This window comes from Bradyrhizobium sp. SZCCHNS3002 (assembly GCF_032377435.1).
In the GTDB taxonomy this organism is placed as follows: Bacteria; Pseudomonadota; Alphaproteobacteria; order Rhizobiales; family Xanthobacteraceae; genus Bradyrhizobium.
Genome location: NZ_JAUHHY010000009.1, coordinates 354,840 through 376,635, shown reverse-complemented (window position 1 = coordinate 376,635; position 21,796 = coordinate 354,840). Strand labels below are relative to the sequence as shown.

Below are 21,796 nucleotides of genomic sequence, written 5' to 3'. Positions count from 1 at the left end.
CTGGCGCAGCCGTCACGTCCATCGCAGCCCACCTCAACGTATCGTGACGACGCGTACGTCCCTCTGCTCGAGGCGGGGTACGCACAGATAAGCACAATTTCTGAAATTACGCAATAGAATTATTATTACCGGAAGATCAAGAGATCAGCGCGGGCAACGGGACGAGGCCGACCGGTCGGTCAGGATGTCGCGCGCGGCCACCGCGATCCGCCGACACAAGGACAGCGCCGTCTCCTTGTCCTTGACATGGAATATCCCGTCGCTGATCAAGCGGTCGTCGAGCCAGGCGCGAAACGCCTGTTCGCTGTCCGGCGTGAACGTCCCCTCCTCGTAGATAAAGCCGCTCAGCGGGCCTTCAATCACGTAGTCGGTGTCGGCGGCATATTGAGAGGGACGCGCACATTGCGCCCAGATGCGGCCGTCAGTGTCGACAAAGGCCAGGACGCCATCATCACGCTCGTCAATTTTCACCCGACCTCCTCGCCACATCCCCGAACGAGCTCTCTCCTTGCGAGCGCAGCGAAGCAAGCCAGAACCATCGCGTGACTCTGGGTTGCCTCGTCGCGTCGCTCCCCGCAATGACGGAGGCCCTCATGTCGAAGCGGCTCAGGCATGGACCGTTCTCCAGGTGCGCAGCCTCGATCAGCAATCGGCGCGAGCGGCGAGCCAACCGACCGAGATCACGATCCGGCGGCATCGCCACCCCGCGTGCGCGTCGGACGTTCGACCGCTCGCGGAGATCGATACAAGACTTATGCCATGGAAAGCCGCACGTGACGGGCCACGACGACGGGTCGTTCCTACACGGCGCGGGCGGGACGCAGCAGGGATGGCGTCAGCCAGCGTCGTCACGCGCGGTGCTCAGCCGCGCCGCTTGCGGCCCTGCGCTGCCGCGGCCTGCTTGCGCAGACCCTCGGCCGCGCTGCCGACGATCTCGGAAATCTGCATCAGTTGCTTGGCGAGCGGGCTGGTCTTGCGCCAGACCATGCCGACCGTGCGCTGCGGCTGCGGATCGGCGAAGCGCGCCAGCGACACCGACGCCGAGCGCGTCTCGACGCCGACCGCCATCTCCGGAATCAACGTCACGCCCATGCCGGCGCCGACCATCTGCACCAGGGTCGACAGCGAGGAGGCATCGAGCATCTCGCGCGGCGCCTGCATGTTGCAGAACGACAGCGCCTGGTCGCGGAAGCAGTGCCCTTCCTCCAGCAACAGCAGCCGCATCTCGCGCAGCATCTCGCTGCTCGGCACGTCAGCGCCTTCATATTCCGGCGGCCGCACCAGCAGGAAGTTCTCCGCGAACAGCGCGACCTCGGTCAGCGAGGGCTCCGAGACCGGCAGCGCGACGATCGCCGCATCGAGGCGGCCCTCGACCAGTTCCTCGATCAAGGTCGGCGTCTTGGACTCGCGGACGTGGATGTCGATCTCGGGATGCTTGCGCGTCAAGTTCCCGATCACCTTGGGCAACAGATAAGGCGCGACAGTCGGGATCATGCCGAGCCGCAGCCGGCCGGTGAGCTTGTCGCGCGAGGCGCGGGCGAAGTCGCCGAGCTCGTCGACCGAGCGCAGGATCTCGCGGACGCGTTCGGCGAGCTGCTCGCCGAACCGGGTCAGCACGACCTGACGGGCGTTGCGCTCCAGCAGCACGCCGCCGAGCGCCTCCTCCATCTCCTTGATCTGCATCGACAGCGCCGGCTGCGAGATCGCACAGGCCTCGGCGGCGCGGCCGAAATGCCCCAGACGCGCCAGCGCGTCGAAATAGCGAAGCTGCCGCATCGTCAGATGTATCATCAGATTATCTTATCGCTCATCGACGCGAAGTCAATTTTCCCTGACTACAAGCCTGAGGTGTGTCGCCAACGTCTGGCATCGTTTTGCGTTTGGACGGGCGTCACACCGCGTTCATCAGATAATCTTATCGTTATGATCATCAATCTCAATTTCCCCTGATCGAAGTAGCCGCGTAGGGTCCCGGCTCCCACCCCAGGGGGAACCATGACGATCACGTCAGGAGGCAAACATGGATGACGTCAGCAAGTGCCCGTTTTCGGGCGGCTTGAAGGGATTTTCGAACAAGGATTGGTGGCCGAACCAGCTCAATCTGTCGGTCCTGCATCAGCACTCGAACCTGTCCGATCCGCTCGGTGAGGCGTTCGATTATTCCAAGGAATTCAAGAGCCTCGATCTCGACGCGCTGGTCAAGGACCTGCATGCGCTGATGACCGATTCGCAGGATTGGTGGCCGGCCGATTTCGGTCACTACGGTCCGCTCTTCATCCGCATGGCCTGGCATGCCGCCGGCACCTATCGCATCGGCGATGGCCGCGGCGGCGCCGGCACCGGTCAGCAGCGCTTTGCGCCGCTCAACAGCTGGCCCGACAACGCCAACCTCGACAAGGCGCGCCGCCTGCTGTGGCCGATCAAGCAGAAATACGGCCAGAAGATCTCCTGGGCCGACCTGTTCGTGCTGACCGGCAACGTCGCGCTGGAGTCGATGGGCTTCAAGACCTTCGGCTTCGGCGGCGGCCGCGCCGACACCTGGGAGCCCGAGCAGGACATCTATTGGGGTCCCGAAGGCAAGTGGCTCGCCGACGAGCGCTACAGCGGCGACCGTCAGCTCGCGGGCTCGCTCGCTGCCGTGCAGATGGGCCTCATCTACGTCAACCCGGAAGGCCCGAACGGCAACCCCGACCCGCTGGCGGCCGCGCGCGACATCCGCGAGACCTTCGCCCGCATGGCGATGAACGACGAAGAGACGGTGGCGCTGATCGCCGGCGGTCATACCTTCGGCAAGACCCACGGCGCGGGTGACGCGTCGCTGGTCGGGGCGGAGCCTGAGGGCGCCGACATCGCGCAGCAGGGTCTCGGCTGGGCCAGCAAATACGGCTCGGGCAAAGGCGGCGACACCATCACCTCCGGCCTCGAGGTGATCTGGACGACGACGCCGACCAAGTGGAGCAACAACTTCTTCTGGAATCTGTTCGGCTATGAATGGGAGCTGACCAAGAGCCCGGCCGGCGCGCACCAGTGGAAGCCGAAGCACGGCGCCGGCGCCAACACGGTGCCGGACGCACACGACAAGTCCAAGCGCCACGCGCCGTCGATGCTGACCACCGACCTCGCGCTGCGCTTCGATCCGGACTACGAGAAGATCTCGCGCCGCTTCATGGAGAATCCGGATCAGTTCGCCGACGCCTTCGCCCGCGCCTGGTTCAAGCTGACCCATCGCGACATGGGCCCGAAGGTGCGCTACCTCGGCCCGCTGGTGCCGAAGGAAGACCTGATCTGGCAGGATCCGGTGCCGGCCGTCGATCATCCGCTCGTGGATGACAAGGACGTCGCGTCGCTGAAGGCAAAGATCCTCGCCTCGGGCCTGTCGGTCTCTCAGCTGGTCTCGACCGCCTGGGCTTCGGCCTCGACCTTCCGCGGCTCGGACAAGCGCGGCGGCGCCAATGGCGCGCGCATTCGTCTGGCCCCGCAGAAGGACTGGGCGGTCAACAACCCGGCCGAGCTTGCCAAGGTGCTCTCGACGCTCGAGGGCATCCAGAAGGAGTTCAACGCGCAGGCCGGCGGCAAGAAGGTGTCGCTCGCCGACCTGATCGTGCTGGCCGGCAATGCCGGTGTCGAGGCGGCCGCCAAGAAGGCCGGCGTCGAGGTGACGGTGCCGTTCGCGCCGGGCCGCACCGACGCCTCGCAGGAGCAGACCGACGTCGAATCGTTTGCGGTGCTCGAACCGACCCATGACGGCTTCCGCAACTATCTCAGCGGCAAGCAGTGGCTGTCCGGCGAGGAGCTGCTGGTCGACAAGGCGCAACTGCTCACCCTGACCGCGCCGGAGATGACCGTGCTGGTCGGCGGCCTGCGCGTGCTCGGCGCCAACGCCAACGGCTCCAAGCATGGCGTGTTCACCGCGCAGACCGAGACGCTCTCCAACGACTTCTTCGCCAACCTGCTCGACATGAGCGTGGCCTGGCGTCCGGTCGATCAGGGCGAGCACACCTTCGAGGGCCGCGACCGCAAGACCGGCGCGATCAAGTGGACGGCCACCCGCGCCGACCTCATCTTCGGCTCGCACTCGCAACTGCGCGCGCTGGCCGAGGTCTATGCGAGCTCGGATGCCAAGCAGAAGTTCGTCAAGGACTTCGTCGCCGCCTGGACCAAGGTGATGAACCTCGACCGGTTCGAGCTGAAGGCCTGAGGCGAGACGCCGACTGACTGCTCATACAGAGAAGCGGCGCTTCAGCGATGAAGCGCCGCTTTTTTGATGGAACAGGCTTATCAGTCGCGGGCCTGTCAGCGCGCCGCGGCCGAGCCGCCGCCGTCGATCTGGCGGCCCATCAGCGCGATCGCCTTCTGATAGACGCCGGCGGCGTTCCAGGCCTCGATGGCTGCGAAGTTCGGCTCGCCCGGCTGATAGCCGGCGCCTGCCTTCCAGCCATTGGCACGCAGGAAGTTCGCCGTCGAGGCGAGCGCATTGGCGGCGACGTCGAGATTGCCGACGCCATAGGCCAGGATGTTCTTCGGCATGAACTGGGTCTGCCCGACCTCGCCATGCATCGAGCCGCGGGTGTTGCCAGACAGCACGCCGCGGTCGACCAGCTTGAGCGCGGCATAGAGCTGGTCGGTGAAGAACTCCGGACGGCGGCAGTCATAGGCCAGCGTCGCGATCGAGGACAGCATGTGCTGATTGCCGCGCTGGCTGCCGAACGCGCTCTCCATGCCCCAGATCGCGATCAGCGGTCCGGGCGGCACGCCGTAGCGCTGCTCGATCGAGGCGAACATCGCCGCCTGCGACTGCTTGAGCTGGCGCCCGCGCGCGACGATCGCAGCAGCGCCGCGCTTGACGAGGAACTGATCGAGCGACAGCGAGAAGCTGCGCTGGCCACGATCGGCCGCGATCGTCGCCGAGGCGTAGTTGGTCTGCATCAGCGCGGATATCGCGGTGCCGCCGACGCCCTTCGCCCTCGCCTCCTCGCTGAACTCGCGCTTCCACGCCTCGAACCCCGCCGGCGACGAGCCGCACTGCGCCGCCTGCGCAACGCCGCCGCAGGCAGCGAGCAGCGTCGCGGCGGTGAACGTGAAGGTGATCATGGCCCGGCGTTTGCTCATTCAGACTCCTCTGGTCGCGTCCGCCGATGCGGCTCGCACCATTATCCTGCGGGACATCGGACGCCGCTGGCGGCGGTCATATCGGCTGCCCCGGTTTGCAACGGCGACAACCTATCGGAAATGGAAGAAAATCATAGCCGGGCGGGAATTAGCCGCAGATGAACGGGCGTCGACCATCGCCTGTGTGCGCACCAGCACCGCTGGCGGAACCGATCGCCATGCGGGTTCCAACGATCACCTTCTGAAATCGCGATGCCGGCTGCGGCCGCATCGGAGTTCGGCCCGCCCGGCATTATTATACGGTTTCGTTTAGCGAGAGCGGCGTGAGACGCGCGGGCGCGTTCGCGCATGGACGGGTGCGTCACCAACGTCGAGATCGTCGGCCTCGACGACGATCTCCGCTCCGTTCGTCCGCGGCCTTGAGAGCCGCGCAGGAATGGGTTCCTTCTGGATCCAGACACCTCCCGGGGGAGCCAACCTTGACAGGTCCTCCGGCCATCATTATAAAACGATACAGTTTCGTTTTATCGCAACCGTTTCCCAAGGGAATGCTCTACAAGCACCGACCGAGATCGGAGACAGCAGGCCGTCATGAAACGAATCATTCTTTTGAGCGTGATCCTGCTGTCGTGGACTCCCCTGGCGCACGCCGTCGGCGGGACCGGCAGCGGCATGCAGACCGAGAGGGATCCACAAGTCTCCACCGATCCGGCTCTGAGTCAGGAGACGATCGATCGCGAGCTCGACAAGTTCCGGCGGACGGAGGTGTCACTGCACCAGGCGCTGCGGATCGCCGAGAGGATTCATCCGGGCTCCAAGACCGCGGACATCAGCTTCGAAGGTGGGCTCGACGCCCCCGTCTACAAGGTCCGAACCCTGCAGAGCGGACGGATCTGGGAATCCGACATCGACGGCACCACGGCAAAGGTGCGCAACAGCGTGCTGTTCTCCACCGTGGATGGACTGAGCGAAAGCGACCGTAACAGCCTGGCTGCCCTCACCACGGTCCGGCTCAAGATGTCGGATGCGATTCGGATCGCCGAGCGCTCGGCGGCCGGCCGGGCGATCAGTGGCGGCCTGATGAACAAGGACGGCAAGCTCGCCTTCGTCGTGGTCGTCGTCAGCGGCAACGATCTCAAGCAGGTGACGCTCGAACCGTCATCGCTGCGGCGACGCTGATCGCGCCGCTCACGCCTTCGGCTGCAGCGTCAGGAACGTCTTGACCCGGTCACGGACGAAGCCGGGCAGCTCCCTGCGGATCGTCCTTTCGCTCTCGCCCATGAGCGAGCGCATGATCACCGGCATGACGATCAGATCGATGAAGATCTCGGCAGAGGCGGCCGACGCCTTCGACGGCGTCCGGCGGGCGGTCGTGGCCGAGGCGCCGATCGTCTCGCCGAGCAGCACCGCCACGGCATGGGCGGCCCGTTTGCGTGAGACGTCATGAAACTGACAACTGAGATCGGGAAACCGGTAAGCCTCCCCGATCGTGACCCGTAACAATCCCAGCGAGTCCTTCAGCGCGCGATCGACGATGGCGATGGCAAGTCCGACCAGTTTCTCCTGTGCGGTGCCGGCCACCGGCGTGTAGGATCCCAGATTCATCACGTCGTTGATGGAGCGCGCGACGACGGCGGCAAACAATGCGGCCTTGCCGGTGTATCGGGCATAAATCGTCGGCTTGCTGGCGGGAGCACGTTCAGCGATCTCGTCGATGCTGGCACCGTCGAAGCCACGCTCGAGAAACACCGCGCGCGCAGCGTCCAGAATACGCTCCTCGATGTTTCCAGCGAGCGCCTTCGGCGGCCGTCCCACCCGCCCGCGAAACGCTTCCGTGCGGGCAACGTCCGTACGTTTCAATTTGGCCTGCGTGCGGGCCATACTCAACGACCTCGACTCGACATGAAGACATGTCGTCAAGGGATTACACGTTCTTGTCGAGACGGCAATAGAACGACCACGCCACGCGGCTATGCGCATGGTGGCGTACATAATCGGCAACGTATCACCACAAACACCTCAAAATACCTCAGGCAACAAACTCCCCGAGGTCATCGAGCACGGCGAGCGCACCGTCGAACGTGTCGTCATGAAAGTAGAGGCTGCGCGTGATCAGCACGGGAACGCCGGCGCGGGTCGCAGCCATCAACCCGTTACCGGAGTCCTCGATCGCGATGCAACTGGCCGCGGGTAGATCGAGCTGCGACAAGACCTCCAGGTAGACATCCGGTGCGGGCTTCTTGCGCGCGACATCGTCGGCCGCCACGACGGCGGCAAATCCTGCCTCCCAATCGGCGCCCAGCACGGGCGCCAACAGGGCATCGATATTGCCGCGCGTGGTCGTCGTCGCGATCGCGAGCCGCTGCCCGCGGGCCGAGGCAGCCTCCAGCAAGGCTTGAACGCCCGGGCGCAACGGGCAGCCCTTGTCGGCCATCAGCGCGGCAAACCGCTCCGTCTTGATGCGATGAAGCCGGGCAACGACGGCGTCGCTGAGCGGCGGACCCGTGCGCCGCATCTGGTCGAACGCACGGACGCGCTCCTTGCCACCGGTGACACGCAGCAGCTCCTTGTAGATGCGGCGGCCCCAGTGCCAGTCGATGCCCACCGCGACGAACGCCTCATTGAAGGCCTCGCGATGGATCTCCTCGGTCTCGGCCATCGTGCCGTCGACGTCGAAGATCAGTGCGCCGGCGTCGGCGATGCGGCGCCGGAGGTCGTCGAGCGGCGCGTTCCTCACCAGAGCCAGACTCATGATTGCGCCTCCACCCTGCCGTCTCCCGCGTCGGCCCCCTTGGCGAACACGCGGCTTGCCAGCACGTCGCTGGCTTCGATCGACATCACGTCATCGGACGTCAGCACGCGGTCGAGCCGCGACACCAGCCGGTTGGCCTGGCGCAGGCGGATCCGATCCAGCGCGTTGCGGATCGAGCGCGCGTTGGAGAACAAGGGCTGGGTGCGCCGGACGGCGATGTACTTCTCGAAGGCGGCGCGGGCCTCCGGCGTGAAGCGGTAGTTCTGCCCCTCCAGCATCATCTCGGAGATCGTCAGCAGCTCGGCTTCCGAATAGTCGGGGAAGTCGATGTGGTGGGCGATGCGCGAGCGGAAGCCGGGATTGCTCTGGAAGAACTTCTCCATCCGGTCGGCATAGCCGGCAAGAATGACCACGAGGTCCTCGCGCTGCGACTCCATGATCTGCAGCAGGATCTCGATCGACTCCTGGCCGTAGTCGCGCTCGTTCTCGGGACGGTAGAGATAATAGGCCTCGTCGATGAAGAGGACCCCCCCCATCGCCTTCTTCAGCACCTCCTTGGTCTTCGGCGCGGTGTGGCCGATATATTGGCCGACGAGATCGTCGCGGGTCACGCTGATGACGTGGCCGCGGCGGACGAAGCCCAGCCGATGCAGGATGCCGGCCATGCGCAGCGCGACCGTGGTCTTGCCGGTGCCGGGATTGCCGGTGAACGACATGTGCAAGGTCGGAAACGTCGTCGCCAGCCCCATCTTGCGGCGGATCCGCTCCATCATCAGCAGCGAGGCGATTTCGCGGATTCGCGTCTTGACCGGGGTGAGCCCGACCAGCTCGCGGTCGAGCTGCTCCAGCACGGGTGCGATGTCGACGCTCTCGAACTCGCGGCGCAGGTCGACGGTGTCGACCGGCGTGGCCTTGTCGGCATCCGCCTGCGTGGCCTGCATCATGGGCTGGTGCTCCGCTTGGCCGAAGTTCGCACACGCTGGCGGCAGATCCTCCCGCGAACTCCGGCAAGCAGGGGACGCCGTCGAATCGGACTTGATCAATGCGGCAGAGCCGGCGCTGAAGTCCCCTCCCCGACGGGACGGGACTTCAGCGCCGTGTTCTTATGAGTAGCGTTCGCCTTCAGGGCGCTCGGCCGCATAGGACCGCGTCGAGTAACGCAGATTGCGTCCGACGGTTTCCTGACGATCGAGCCGGAAGCCCGGCTCGTGCTGCGGCCGGTTGACGATGAAGGACAGCCGGATCGACTCCCAGCCATGGCTGGAGTCGAAGGCCGAGATGCGGATGTAGCGGTCGCCATAGATCTTCCGGCATTCGGACAGCTCGCGCATGATGCCGGCGGCGTCGCGCAGGTCGAACATCGGCAGGCCCCACATCTCCCAATAGGTGTTGCGGGGATGCGGATCGTCGGTGAACTCGATGTTCACGGCCCAATTCTTCTCGAGGCAGTACTGGATCTGGGCCGTGATCTGCTCGTCGGTCAGATCGGGCAGGAAAGAAAAGCAACCCTGGGTCACGCGCATGTTGAAATCTCCTGATGTTGTGCTGCCGGGCGAGCCGATGTCCGGCGCGCAGCACGGCGACGCATCGAACGTGGTTCAAGCGGCAGGGGTGACGGTCGGCACGAAGTCCGGCGAGTCCGTCGATTCGTAGTTGAAGGTGACGTCCTTCCAGATCTCCAGCGCCTCGCGCAGCGGCGTGCAGGTCTGTGCCGCCTTGGCCAGGATCTCAGGACCTTCATGCACGTAGTCGCGGCCCTCATTGCGGGCCAGGATCATCGCCTCCAGCGCGACGCGGTTGGCCGTCGCACCAGCGGCGATGCCGCGGGGATGGCCGATGGTGCCGCCGCCGAACTGCAGCACGACGTCCTCGCCGAGCAGGTCGAGCAACTGGTGCATCTGGCCGGCATGGATGCCGCCGGAGGCCACGGGCATCAGCTTGTTCAGGCTCGCCCAGTTCTGGTCGAAGAACACGCCATGCTCCAGCCGCATCGGGTTGAAGTCCTCGCGGCAGATGTCGTAGTAGCCGCGGGTCGTGTTGGGATCGCCTTCGAGTTTGCCGACCACGGTGCCGGCATGGATGTGGTCCACGCCGGCGAGCCGCATCCACTTGGCGATGACGCGAAACGAGACGCCATGCGAGCGCTGCCGCGTGTAGGTCGAGTGCCCGGCGCGATGCAGATGCAGGATCATGTCGTTCCGGCGCGCCCACTTCGCCATCGACTGGATCGCGGTGTAGCCGATCACGAGGTCGATCATGATGATCGTCGAGCCGAGTTCCTTGGCGAACTCGGCACGCTCATACATGTCCTCCATCGTCGCCGCTGTCACGTTGAGGTAGGTGCCCTTGATCTCGCCGGTCGCCGCCTGCGCCTTGTTGACCGCCTCCATGCAATACAGGAAGCGCTCGCGCCAATGCATGAAGGGCTGCGAGTTGATGTTCTCGTCGTCCTTGGTGAAGTCGAGTCCGCCCTTCAGCGCCTCGTAGACCACGCGACCGTAGTTGCGGCCGGACAGGCCGAGCTTCGGCTTGACGGTGGCGCCGAGCAAGGGACGGCCGAACTTGTCGAGCCGCTCGCGCTCGACGACGATGCCGGTCGCCGGACCCTGGAACGTCTTCACATAGGCGACAGGAAGCCGCATGTCTTCGAGCCGCAGCGCCTTCAGCGGCTTGAAGCCGAACACGTTGCCGATGATCGAGGCCGTCAGGTTGGCGATCGAGCCCGGCTCGAACAGGTCGAGATCATAGGCGATGTAGGCGAAATAGCTGCCCGGCGAGCCCGGCACCGGCTCGACCCGGTAGCACTTGGCGCGATACTTCTCGGCGGCGGTCAGGCGGTCGGTCCACACCACCGTCCAGGTCGCGGTCGAGGACTCACCGGCGACGGCAGCGCACGCCTCGACCGGGTCGACGCCATCCTGCGGCGTGACGCGGAACAGCGCGATGACATCGGTGTCCTTGGGCTGGTAGGACGGCTCCCAATAGCCCATCTTCTTGTATTCCATCACGCCGGACTTGTAGCGGTCCTTGCCGCGGACGGTGATCGATTGGTCGTTCATGTGTTCCTCCTGGCTGTCTCGTTGTGGCTGTTCACGTCACGCAGCTTCGGTCATTCCCCCAATTCGCGGATCGAGCGCGCCGGAGCGGTAGCGCTTGGCCATCTCCGACAGCGGCAGCACCTTGATCTTCGAGGCGTTGCCGGCGGCGCCGAACTGCTCGAACCGCTCGCGGCAGAGATCACGCATCGAGTCCATCGCCGGCTTCAGGAACTTGCGCGGATCAAATTCGACCTTCGACGACGCGCCGACCTTGCGGAAGATCGCCGTCATCGCCAGCCGGCAGTCGGTGTCGATGTTGACCTTGCGGACGCCGTGGCGGATGCCGCGCACGATCTCCTCGACCGGCACGCCCCAGGTCTGCGGCATCTCGCCGCCGAACTGGTTGAACATGTCCTGCAGGCTCTGCGGCACCGAGGAGGAGCCGTGCATGACGAGATGCGTGTTCGGCAGCCGGCGATGGATCTCCTCGATGACGTTCATGGCGAGGATCTCGCCATCCGGCTTGCGCGAGAACTTGTAGGCGCCATGCGAGGTGCCCATCGCGATCGCCAGCGCATCGACCTTGGTGGCGCGAACGAAATCGACCGCCTGGTCGGGATCGGTCAGCAGTTGGTCGCGGCTGACCTTGCCTTCGAGGCCGTGGCCGTCCTCCTGCTCGCCGCCGCCATGCTCGAGCGAGCCCAGCACGCCGAGCTCGCCCTCGACCGAGGCACCGACCCAATGCGCCATGTCGGTGACGCGGCGGGTGATGTCGACGTTGTAGTCGTAGTCGGCGGCCGTCTTGGCATCGGCCTTGAGCGAGCCGTCCATCATCACGGACGTGAATCCGTATTTGATCGCGGTGGCGCAGGTCGCCTCGTCGTTGCCGTGGTCCTGATGCAGGCAGAGCGGGATCTGCGGATACATCTCCTCCAGCGCGTCGATCATCTTCGACAGCATGATGTCGCCGGCATAGGTGCGCGCGCCGCGCGAGGCCTGGATGATCACGGGGGCATCGACCGCCGCGGCCGCCTCCATGATCGCGAGCCCCTGCTCCATGTTGTTGATGTTGAACGCCGGCACGCCGTAGCCGCGCTCGGCCGCATGGTCCAGCAATTGTCTGAGCGTGATCCGCGCCATGTTGGTCTCCGTCCCTGTTTCGATGTTCTGTATGGTGGCGCGGCTCAGGACGCCCGCGCCCGGATGATGTTGCGCATCGCCGCATCGGCGACCGCCGCAGGCGTGATGCCGAATTCGCGGTACAGCACCTCGGCCGGCGCCGAGGCGCCGAAGCCGTGCATGCCGACGAACTCGCCGGCATCGCCGAGCCAGCGCGCCCAGTCACCCTCGATCGCGGCTTCGACTCCGATGCGTGGCGCAGCGCCGAGCACCTCGGCGCGATACTCGGCGGACTGCTTGCGGAACAGCTCGAAGCAGGGGGCCGACACCACGGCCGCCTGGACGCCTTCGACCGCCAGCAGCTTGGCCGCCTCCAGCGCGATCGCCACCTCCGAGCCGGTCGCAATCAAGGTCACGTCGCGCCCAGCCTCGGGCTCGACGACCACGTAGGCGCCGAGCGCCACCTTGTTGTGATCAGATGCTTCGGTACGGAACGCCGGCAGCCCCTGCCGCGACAGGCACAGCACCGACGGCGAGGTCTCCGCACGCAGCGCGCAGTCCCAGGCTTCCGCCGTCTCGACCGCGTCGGCCGGGCGGAATACCAGGAGGTTCGGAATGGCGCGCAGGCTCGCGACATGCTCGACCGGCTGATGCGTCGGGCCGTCCTCGCCGAGGCCGATGGAATCGTGCGTCATCACGTGAATGACGCGGATGCCCATCAGCGCGGCCAGGCGAATCGCCGGCCGGCTGTAGTCGGCAAAGGCAAGGAAGGTGCCGCCATAGGGAATGAAGCCGCCATGCAGCGCGATGCCGTTCATGGCCGCAGCCATCGCGTGTTCGCGCACACCATAGTGGATGTAGTTGCCATCCATCGCGGCCGGTGTGACGGATTTGTGCGTCTTCGCCTTGGTCAGGTTGGAGTGGGTCAGGTCCGCCGAGCCGCCGAGCAGGTTCGGCAGCACCGTCGCGATCACATCGATGACGTTCTGCGACGCCTGGCGGGTGGCGATCTTCGGCCGCTCGGCCGTGAGCTGCGCGATGAACTGCGCCATGCGCTCGGCATAGGCGGCCGGCAGCTTCCTGTTCAGCGCATCATGACAGGGCGAGCGGTCCGCGGTGCACAGCCTGCGCGCACGCTCCTTCCAGGCCTGGCGCACGCTGCGGCCGCGCGCGCCGATCTCGCGCCAGCTCACCAGCACGTCGGCCGGGACCTCGAACGGACGGTGCGGCCAGTGCAGTGCCGCGCGGGTCTTTTCGACCTCCTCCGGCCCGAGCGGCGCGCCATGCGCCTTCTCCGAGCCCTGCCGTCCGGGTGAGCCGAAGCCGATCGTGGTCCGGCACGCGATCATGGTGGGGCGGTTGCTCTGCCGCGCCACAGCGATCGCAGCCTCGATGGCTTCGGGATCATGGCCGTCGATGCGGGACGTCGCCCAGCCCGACGCGGCGAAGCGTCCGAGCTGATCATCCGAGCAGGCGAGATCGGTCGAGCCGTCGATCGAGATGCCGTTGTCGTCGAACAACACGATCAAGCGATTCAGCTTGAGATGACCCGCGAGCGAGATCGCCTCGTGGCTGATGCCCTCCATCAGGCAGCCGTCGCCGGCGATCACGTAGGTGTAGTGATCGACCAGATCGTCGCCATAGCGCGCGTTCATCAGGCGCTCGGCGAGCGCCATGCCGACCGCCGTCGCGATGCCCTGCCCGAGCGGACCGGTGGTGGTCTCGACGCCGGGCGTGTGGCCATACTCCGGATGGCCCGGCGTCTTGGCGCCCCATTGCCGGAACCGCTTCAGCTCATCGATCGTGACGGCCTCGTAGCCGGTCAGATGCAGCAGCGCATAGAGCAGCATCGAGCCGTGACCGGCCGACAGCACGAAGCGGTCGCGATCGGGCCAGGCCGGATCGGCGGGATCGAATTTCATGAAGCGCGAGAAAAGGACGGTTGCCACGTCGGCCATGCCCATCGGCATGCCTGGATGACCCGATTTCGCCTTTTCGACGGCGTCGATCGCGAGGAAGCGGATGGCGTTCGCCATCTCGGCATGGCTGGGATCGGCTTTCGGAGCCAGCGTCTGCACGGCGTTGGCGGTCATAGCGTGCGCCTCTTTCGGTCCATCAGTTGCATGATCATGGGGGTGAGAATGAGCTGCATCGCGAGATCGAGCTTGGCGCCGTGGATCACGATCGAATTGGCGCGCGACATGAAGCTCTGCGGGATCATCGAGAGCAGATAGGGAAAGTCGATGCCGCGCGGGTTCTTCAGCCGGATCACGACCATCGATTCATCGGGCGTCGGGATCCAGCGGGCAACGAACGGGTTCGAGGTGTCGACCGTCGGCACACGCTGGAAGTTGATGTCGGTCTCCGAGAACTGCGGGATGATGTAGTTCACGTAGTCTGGCATGCGGCGCAGGATGGTGTCGGTGACCGCCTCGGTGGTGTAGCCGCGCGACGCGCGGTCGCGGTGCAGCTTCTGGATCCACTCCAGGTTCATCACCGGAACAACGCCGATCTTCAGATCGGCGTGCTGCGCGATGTTGACCTTCTCGGTGACGACCGCGCCGTGCAGGCCTTCGTAGAACAGCAGGTCGGAGTCCTCCGGCAGCCGGCTCCACTCGGTGAAGTTGCCGGGCCTCGTGTCGTAGAGCCGCGCCTCCTCCTCGTCGTGGACGTAGTGGCGCGTCATGCCGGTGCCAGTCTCGGAGTAGTCGCGGAAGGTCTTCTCGAGCTCCTCGAACAGATTGGTGTCGGGGCTGAAATGGCTGAAGTGCTTGTTGCCGAGCTCGGCCTCCTCGACCATCTTGCGGCGCATCTCCTCGCGATTGTAGCGATGGAAGGCATCGCCCTCGATATAGGCCGCCTTGACGTTCTCGCGGCGGAAGATGTTCTCGAAGGTCTTCTTGACCGACGTGGTGCCGGCGCCCGACGAGCCGGTGATCGAGATGATGGGATGACGACGTGACATGAACTTTCTCCGGAAGGCGCGTTCGGCAGGCAGGCTCAGCGGAACAGGCCGCGCCGCGCGAACAGGGGCGCATCGCTGGTTTCGAACAGCGGCTCGATGCCCTCATGCAGCTGGTCGACGTCGCGGACGAGGCGGACGTCGCCCATGATCAGCGGCGCGCGCTGATGCGGCGAGCGCGCCGACAGTTCGAGGATGCGCGCGCGGCCGCTCGAGGCCGAGCCGCCGGCCCATTCCATGATCAGCGCCATCGGATGCGCTTCGTAGACCAGCCGCAGCCGGCCCTCGCGATAGCCCGGGCGGGAGTCGGCCGGATAGAGGAACACGCCGCCGCGCATCAGGATACGATAGGCCTCGGCGACCAGCGAGGCGATCCAGCGCATGTTGAAGTCGCGGCCGCGCGGGCCGGCGGCGCCCGACAGGCATTCGTCGACATAGTTGCGCACGGTCCCGCTCCAGTGCCGGCGGTTCGACGCGTTGATGGCGAACTCCGGCGTATCCTGCGGGATGCGGATCCCGGACTTGGCGAGCATGAACTCGTGCAAGGTCGGATGCAGGACGTAGAGATCGACGCGATGGTCGATCGCGAGCACCAGGCAGGTCTGCGGTCCATAGACGAAGAAGCCGGCGGCAAGCTGTGCCGTGCCGGGCTCGAAGAAGCTGGAGAGCACGTCGCGCCCCCGCGGGCGGATCGAGAAGATGGTGCCGACGGAGATGTTGTTCTGCAGGTTCGACGAGCCGTCGAGCGGGTCGATCGCCACGCAAAGTGGGGCAGCAGCATTGACCGTTTCCGGCCGGTCGCCCTCTTCGGACAGGATGCCGGCGACCGGAGCCCGGCGCAGCGCATCCCGCATCAGGTTGTCGGCGACGATGTCGAGCGCCTTCTGGACGTCGCCGTCGGCGTTCACGGTGGCAGCGCCTTCGTCGACGCCGGACAGCGGCGCGACCGCGATCTGCCGCGCGAGCTCGCGCGCCGCCCCGGCCAGAGCCGCGATGACCGCGGCGCAATCGGCGTCGGCACCCTGCGCCGCCAGATGTGCCTGCAATGTCTGATGATGATCCATCTGGTGATCCATGGGCCACTCCCTCGCCATCAGATCCTCTGCCGGGAACTTGATGAAGCCGCACGAATGCGTCGTGCCGCGCTGCTATCAACACTCGATTTGCCTAATTAGGGAAATTTCAATATCTTTGGATAGACCAAAGTTTTCCTTATGTGAACGATCTGATCGAGGGTTCCATGAGCCGGCATTTCTCGCGCGATCTCACCATCCGCCAGCTTCGGGCGCTGGCCGCCGTGCAAAACTCGGGGTCGGTGACGTCAGCGGCCGGCCGTTTGAACCTCACGCAGCCTGCCGTCACCCTGCAGATCCGCAATCTTCAGGAGCTCGCCGGGCTGCCGCTGATCCAGCGCACCACCGACGGCATGATCCTGACCGAGGCCGGGCGCAGCGTGCTGGCGCTGGCCGAACGCGTCGAGGCCGCCTTGCAGGATTGCGAGCAGGCGCTCGACATTCTCGCCGGACGCAGCGGCGGCCGCGTGGCGATCGGCGCGGTCAGCACCGCGAAATATTTCGTGCCGTTTGCGATCGCGGAATTTTCGCGGCGCTTCCCCAAGATCGACGTCACCTTGCGGATCGGCAACCGCGACAGCCTGCGCGAGGCGCTGCGCGGCTATGATCTCGACATTGCCATCATGGGCCGGCCACCGGCCGACGTTCCCGTGGATATGCGGCCCTTCGGCAAGCACCCGCACATCATCATCGCCCCCGCCAACCACCGGCTGGCGCGACGCAAGCGGATCGCGGCCGAGGATCTCGCCGGCGAGGTGTTCATCACCCGGGAGCCGGGATCAGGCACCCGTCTGCTGATGGAGGCATTCTTCGAGAAGCATGGTCTGAAGCCAAAGACCAGCATGGAGATGGACAGCAACGAGACCATCAAGCAGGCCGTCATCGCCGGCCTCGGCATCGCCTTCATCTCGCAGCACACGGTCGCCCATGAGCTCAGCGAGGGGCGGCTGGTCACGTTGAAGGTCGCCGGCCTGCCGATCATCCGGCAGTGGCACGCGGTGCGGCGTGCCGACAAGCTGCTGCTGCCGCCGGCGCAGGCGATGCTGGACTTCCTCGGCAAGGAAGGCGCGCGATTTCTGCCGAGCTGAGCGCCGCACCCGATGCCAAGGCGGCGTCGCGTCTCACATGGCGCCGTCTCACCAATCGATCTCGAACCGGCAGGCCTCGTCACCCCAGGCTTCGCAGGCGATCTCACGCGCATGGGCGTCGGGGTGCACGAGCGTTGCGAACAACGTCTCGAAGGTCGCAGCGTAGAAGTAGCAGATGGCGTGATCGCCGTGATGGCCGCGGCACAGCGGACAATGGCTGATCTGGTAGATGGTGGGCCGGCCCGGGCGTGCGGTGAAGGTGCCGGTCCCGGCAAACGTCCAGGCATGCGCGGATATCGCCCGCGTCAGCGCGCGGCTCGCGAGCCGGGCCGGCAGCAGCCGGAGCACATGTTGCGCCGCGCCGGGGATGCGATGCGCAAGCAGATAGGCGCCGGTCAGCCGCCCTGCCGTGGTGCTGACGGCACGCGCGGTCTCGTCGTCGAGCTCGGTCCGAAGCGCGTCATGAAGCCGCATGACCTCGGCCTCATCGACCATCTCGGCGGGCGGACTGCTCAGATAGAAATCGAGCCGCGCGGCCGCGAACACGCGGCGCGCACTGTCCTCCCCCCGCAGCAGCCGTAGGGCCTCGGCGGTCTGGATGATCGCGTTGGGGCCGATACGGCCCGGGGCGTGACCAGACGCAGCGGCAGCGCGCAGTAGCAGATTGGGCTGGGCGCGCGTGCCGTGCATGTCAATGCACCGGCGTCTCGGCCTCGTCGCTCATCTGCTCGGTGCCGCCGCCGCAGGCCATCAGTTGCGCCTGCTGCGGTCCGCTCAGCTTGCGATTATGGCTCGTCTTCCATTCGATCTTGCCGGGATCAGCGCGCTTGCGCGACGTATCGAAGCCGAAATCGACCTTGCCCTTGGACTGCGGCCCCCAGTAATTGACGCGGCCAAGATCGTAGAATTTCCGCTCGAAGCCGGATTTCAGGAACGCCTTGAGGCAGCCGAGCAGATAGCGCCTGCGCTCGCCCGAGCCGGCCCACGGGTACGAGAACAGCGCCTTGTGCATGTAGAAGCGGCGGTAGTTGTTCATGACGCCGTCGAGCAGCTCGCCGCGATCCATTGCGTCGGGCTTCATGATCGGCGTGACGAAATTGTACTTCTCGTAGTCGAAGATCTCGACCTTGTCGCCGAGGTCGCGGAACAGGTCGGAGAATGGCCACGGCGTGTACATCGCCCAGTTGGCGAGGTCCGGCCTCCAGTCGCGCGCCATCTGGTAGGTCTCCTCCAGAGTCTCACGGGTCTCGTTCTCGAGGCCGACGATGAACTGCGCCTCGACGACGATGCCGGCGTCGCGCAAGAGCTGGATCGCCTTCTTGTTCTGCGCGACCGTGGTCTCCTTGTTGAAGCGGTCGAGCTTCATCTGTGCGGCGGCTTCCGTACCGAGCGAGACGTGGATCAGGCCGGCCTTGCGGTACAACGGCAGCAGCGCCTCGTCGCGCAGGATGTCGGTGACGCGGGTGTTGATTCCCCAGAGGATCTTGAGGTCGCGGCGGATCAGCTCCTCGCAGAAGGCTATGAACTTCTTCTTGTTGATGGTCGGCTCCTCGTCGGCGAGGATGAAGAAGCCGACATCGTGCTCGCGCATCAGTGTCTCGATCTCGTCGACCACCCTCTTCGGGTCTCGGATGCGATAGTCGCGCCAGAACTTCCACTGCGAGCAGAAGCTGCAGGTGAACGGGCAGCCGCGCGCCATGTTGGGGATGGCGACCCGCTTGTTCATCGGGATATAGATGTATTTGCTCCATTCGAGCACGCTCCAGTCGGGCGTGATCGCATCGAGATTCTTCGCCGTCGGCGCCGCCACCGTGGCCACCATCTCCGAGCCGTCGCGATAGGCGATGCCCCTGATGCTGCGGCGGTCGTTGTCCCAGCGGCCGTCCTCGCGGGCGCGCATCAGGTCGACGATGATCTCCTCGCCCTCGCCGCGCACGATGGCGTCGATCCACGGCGCCTCGGTCAGCACCTGCTGGTACATGAAGGTGGCGTGGATGCCGCCGAGCACGGTGAGCGCGTCGGGATGCTCTTCCCTGGCGATCTCCAGCAGCCGCTCGGCCTTGTAGATCGAGGGGGTGATCGCGGTGCAGCCGATCACGTCAGGCTGTTCGCTGCGCAGAATGGCGCGGACCTGATCCTCGGAGAGATCGTTGGTCATCGCATCGATGAAGCGAAGGTCCGTGAAGCCCGCGGCCTTCAGCGCGCCGGAGATGTAGGCGGCCCAGGCCGGCGGCCAGTTGCCGGCGATCTCGGCGCCGCCGGAGTGATAATTCGGATGCAGCAACAGGATCCGCACGGCGTTCTCCCCGATTATCAATTTGTCCAACAATCATAACGTCAAGTTAGATTGACAAATTGATATGGCTCAAACGCCGTGCGATTCCTCTCTTCCGTCAGGCCGCCAGCGCGAGGCCCATCTCGGCCCAGATCTCCGAGAGCGCCGACACCAGATGCTCGATGTCCGCGTCGGAGTGATAGGGCGAGGGGGTGATGCGCAGCCGCTCGGTGCCGCGCGGCACCGTCGGATAGTTGATCGGCTGCACATAGATGCCGTGGCGGTCGAGCAGGATGTCGCTGATCCGCTTGCACAGCACGGGGTCGCGCACCATCACCGGCACGATGTGGCTGGGATTGTCGAGATGGCTGACGCCGGCCTCGTCGAGCCGGCGGCGCAGCCGCGCGACGCGGTCTTGATGCCTTGCACGCTCGACATTGCTCGCCTTGAGATGCCGGATGCTGGTGAGCGCGCCGGCGGCGACCGCGGGGGGCAGCGAGCTGGAGAATATGAATCCGGAGGCGAAGCTGCGGACGAAATCGCAGACGGTGCTGGACGCCGTGATATAGCCGCCGATCACGCCGAACGCCTTGGCCAGGGTCCCCTCGATCACGGTCAGGCGATCGGCGACACCGTCGCGCTCGGAGATGCCGCCGCCGCGCGGGCCGTACAGGCCGACGGCGTGGACCTCGTCGAGATAGGTCATGGCGTTGTATTCGTCGGCGACGTCGCAGATATCGGAGATCGGCGAGATGTCGCCATCCATCGAATAGACGCTCTCGAACGCGATCAGCTTCGGCGCCTTGGGATCGAGATCCGACAGCTTGTCGCGGAGATCGGCGACATCGTTGTGGCGCCAGATCCGGGTCTCGCAGCGGCTGTGGCGGATGCCCTCGATCATCGAGGCGTGGTTGAGCTCGTCGGACAGGATCACGCATCCGGGCATGCGCGCGGCCAGGGTCGACAGCGAGGTCCAATTCGAGACGTAGCCGGAGTTGAACAAGAGCGCCGCCTGCTTGCCGTGGAGGTCGGCGAGCTCCTCCTCCAGCAGCACATGATAGTGATTGGTGCCGCTGATGTTGCGGGTGCCGCCGGCGCCGGCGCCGCAGCGGTCGAGCGCCTCGTGCATCACCTCCAGCACCTTGGGGTGCTGGCCCATGCCGAGATAGTCGTTGGAGCACCACACCGCGACATCGCGCTCGCCATGGGGGCCACGATAGGTCGCGCGCGGGAAGGCGCCGGCCTTGCGCTCGAGGTCGGCGAACACGCGGTAGCGTCCTTCGCGCCTGAGACCGTCGAGCTGGCGGCGGAAATAGTCTTCGTAGTTCATGGTACTCCCCCCTGTGCTGTGTTCGGATCGACCGGCGGCGTGACCGACACCGCGGCCAGTCCCGTGATGGTTTGCGCCTGCGCGTCAGCGCGGGCCTGGCGATAGGCCTGGCGAAACTGTTCTTCGAGCCGCTGCCGCGCCAGGGCCGCAGCAGTCTTCTGCGCCGACATCGACGTCTTTGGCGCAGGCATGGGGCGCTCCACCTCAGGCGTGGCCGGTACGACGGCCAGCACCGGACGCGCCATGGGCATCACGGGCGCCGGTGCCGGGATGGCAGCGACGGTCGCCATCGCGGGCTCGATTGGCGCGCTCCAGCGCCACAGATTGATCACCGGCATCGGCAGCGCCATGAAGCCATGCTCGAGCAGGCCGAGCGCGATCAACGAGGCGAGCAGTGACAGCGCGACGCCGTCGAAAGAGGATTTGGCGCCGAGCGCGGCGGCAGCGACCAGCACGGTCGCGGTGGTCGCCGCGGCAATCGAGAATGGGAACAGCAGGTTGGTCGACTTCTTGGCGAAATAGCTGCGCATGAAGCGGACCTGCTGCGGCAGCAGCTCGTCGTTCAGGGTGCGCACGCCGAGGAACAAATTGATCTTCGCGCTCTGCCTGAGCACCAGCAGCGCGGCGAAGGTCCACCAGCTCAGACGGTTGGGCGCGCCCGATGTCACCGCGAAGACGAGGCCAGCGGTCGCGATCAGCGCCAGCTCGTGATAGGCGATCGCCTGCAGCGCGAAGCCGACGCGCGAGGCCGGCGTGCAGTCGCGCGGGCACGGCTCGGGGCGTGGGCCGGTGATCCAGCCGGCGAGCAGCGACATCTCCACCGTGCCCCACAGCAGGATCGCGCAGGTGAAGGCGCAATAGGCGTTGGCGTCCTCGGCGGCCTGGCTCGACACCGCGACGCCCGACAGGGCCGCGACGAACGCCGCGGCCGTGCCCCATTTGAACGCGGCCGGATGGCGGGCGGCGAGCCCGACCAACGCCAGCACGGCGCCGGTCGAGAACCACCAGACGAACACGACATAGGGAATGGCAATCGCGGTCGCGCCCATG

The 21,796-nt window shown here is 65.8% G+C and carries 19 protein-coding genes; 3 read left to right on the top strand and 16 right to left on the bottom strand.

What is annotated here, in order from left to right; translation table 11 throughout:
• Positions 1-144: 144 nt before the first annotated feature.
• Entirely contained in the window at positions 145-471 is a 327-nt protein-coding gene (locus tag QW845_RS21245; protein ID WP_315803487.1) for a hypothetical protein, read from the bottom strand.
• A 390-nt stretch (positions 472-861) separates the two neighbouring features.
• Entirely contained in the window at positions 862-1,791 is a 930-nt protein-coding gene (locus tag QW845_RS21240) for a hydrogen peroxide-inducible genes activator (RefSeq protein ID WP_315803486.1), read from the bottom strand.
• A gap of 229 nt (positions 1,792-2,020) precedes the next feature.
• Between QW845_RS21240 and katG the strand changes: the two genes are divergently transcribed.
• Positions 2,021-4,198, top strand: coding sequence for a catalase/peroxidase HPI (gene katG / locus QW845_RS21235; RefSeq protein WP_315803485.1), 2,178 nt, complete (start codon positions 2,021-2,023; stop codon positions 4,196-4,198).
• A 95-nt stretch (positions 4,199-4,293) separates the two neighbouring features.
• On the opposite strand, the gene QW845_RS21230 is transcribed toward katG, so the two are convergent.
• The gene (locus QW845_RS21230) at positions 4,294-5,109 is read right to left on the bottom strand and encodes a lytic murein transglycosylase (protein WP_315803484.1); all 816 of its coding nucleotides are present in this window, start codon (positions 5,107-5,109) and stop codon (positions 4,294-4,296) included.
• Positions 5,110-5,700: 591 nt separating this feature from the next.
• Between QW845_RS21230 and QW845_RS21225 the strand changes: the two genes are divergently transcribed.
• Complete coding sequence (locus QW845_RS21225) at positions 5,701-6,288, top strand: PepSY domain-containing protein (RefSeq protein WP_315803483.1); 588 nt, start codon at positions 5,701-5,703, stop codon at positions 6,286-6,288.
• Between the two features lie 9 nt (positions 6,289-6,297).
• Here the strand turns inward: QW845_RS21225 and QW845_RS21220 are convergent, their stop codons facing one another.
• From QW845_RS21220 to QW845_RS21180, 9 genes are all read right to left on the bottom strand, one after another.
• Positions 6,298-6,990, bottom strand: coding sequence for a helix-turn-helix domain-containing protein (locus QW845_RS21220; RefSeq protein ID WP_315803482.1), 693 nt, complete (start codon positions 6,988-6,990; stop codon positions 6,298-6,300).
• A 148-nt stretch (positions 6,991-7,138) separates the two neighbouring features.
• Positions 7,139-7,861, bottom strand: a complete 723-nt coding sequence (locus QW845_RS21215) for an HAD-IA family hydrolase (RefSeq protein WP_315803481.1) — start codon at positions 7,859-7,861, stop codon at positions 7,139-7,141.
• Positions 7,858-8,802 carry a CbbX protein gene (gene cbbX / locus QW845_RS21210; protein ID WP_315803503.1) on the bottom strand — a complete coding sequence of 315 codons (945 nt, stop codon included), beginning with the start codon at positions 8,800-8,802 and terminating at the stop codon, positions 7,858-7,860. Before cbbX ends, QW845_RS21215 begins: the two co-directional genes overlap by 4 nt.
• Before the next feature lie 162 nt (positions 8,803-8,964).
• A complete protein-coding gene (locus QW845_RS21205) occupies positions 8,965-9,384 on the bottom strand; it encodes a ribulose bisphosphate carboxylase small subunit (protein WP_315803480.1) in 420 nt (139 codons plus the stop codon).
• 75 nt (positions 9,385-9,459) lie between these two features.
• Positions 9,460-10,920: a form I ribulose bisphosphate carboxylase large subunit gene (locus QW845_RS21200; RefSeq protein ID WP_315803479.1), complete on the bottom strand. Its 1,461-nt coding sequence runs from the start codon at positions 10,918-10,920 to the stop codon at positions 9,460-9,462.
• Between the two features lie 36 nt (positions 10,921-10,956).
• Complete coding sequence (gene fba / locus QW845_RS21195) at positions 10,957-12,039, bottom strand: class II fructose-bisphosphate aldolase (protein WP_315803478.1); 1,083 nt, start codon at positions 12,037-12,039, stop codon at positions 10,957-10,959.
• Between the two features lie 44 nt (positions 12,040-12,083).
• Positions 12,084-14,111, bottom strand: coding sequence for a transketolase (gene tkt, locus QW845_RS21190; RefSeq protein ID WP_315803477.1), 2,028 nt, complete (start codon positions 14,109-14,111; stop codon positions 12,084-12,086).
• Complete coding sequence (locus tag QW845_RS21185) at positions 14,108-14,983, bottom strand: phosphoribulokinase (RefSeq protein WP_315803476.1); 876 nt, start codon at positions 14,981-14,983, stop codon at positions 14,108-14,110. Before QW845_RS21185 ends, tkt begins: the two co-directional genes overlap by 4 nt.
• Positions 14,984-15,018: 35 nt before the next feature.
• Positions 15,019-16,074 carry a class 1 fructose-bisphosphatase gene (locus QW845_RS21180; RefSeq protein WP_315803475.1) on the bottom strand — a complete coding sequence of 352 codons (1,056 nt, stop codon included), beginning with the start codon at positions 16,072-16,074 and terminating at the stop codon, positions 15,019-15,021.
• A 146-nt stretch (positions 16,075-16,220) separates the two neighbouring features.
• On the opposite strand from QW845_RS21180, the gene QW845_RS21175 reads away from it, so the two are divergent.
• Positions 16,221-17,141: a LysR family transcriptional regulator gene (locus QW845_RS21175; protein WP_315803474.1), complete on the top strand. Its 921-nt coding sequence runs from the start codon at positions 16,221-16,223 to the stop codon at positions 17,139-17,141.
• A gap of 48 nt (positions 17,142-17,189) precedes the next feature.
• On the opposite strand, the gene bchJ is transcribed toward QW845_RS21175, so the two are convergent.
• The 4 genes from bchJ to puhE all read right to left on the bottom strand — a co-directional run bounded on the left by bchJ (position 17,190) and on the right by puhE (position 21,795).
• Complete coding sequence (gene bchJ, locus QW845_RS21170; protein WP_315803473.1) at positions 17,190-17,831, bottom strand: bacteriochlorophyll 4-vinyl reductase; 642 nt, start codon at positions 17,829-17,831, stop codon at positions 17,190-17,192.
• A gap of 1 nt (position 17,832) precedes the next feature.
• Entirely contained in the window at positions 17,833-19,437 is a 1,605-nt protein-coding gene (bchE, locus tag QW845_RS21165) for a magnesium-protoporphyrin IX monomethyl ester anaerobic oxidative cyclase (protein ID WP_315803472.1), read from the bottom strand.
• Positions 19,438-19,534: 97 nt separating this feature from the next.
• Positions 19,535-20,746 carry a 5-aminolevulinate synthase gene (gene hemA / locus QW845_RS21160; RefSeq protein ID WP_315803471.1) on the bottom strand — a complete coding sequence of 404 codons (1,212 nt, stop codon included), beginning with the start codon at positions 20,744-20,746 and terminating at the stop codon, positions 19,535-19,537.
• Positions 20,743-21,795 (bottom strand): putative photosynthetic complex assembly protein PuhE, encoded by a 1,053-nt coding sequence (gene puhE, locus QW845_RS21155; RefSeq protein WP_315803470.1) that lies wholly within the window; start codon positions 21,793-21,795, stop codon positions 20,743-20,745. Before puhE ends, hemA begins: the two co-directional genes overlap by 4 nt.
• Between the last annotated feature and the right edge of the window lies 1 nt (position 21,796).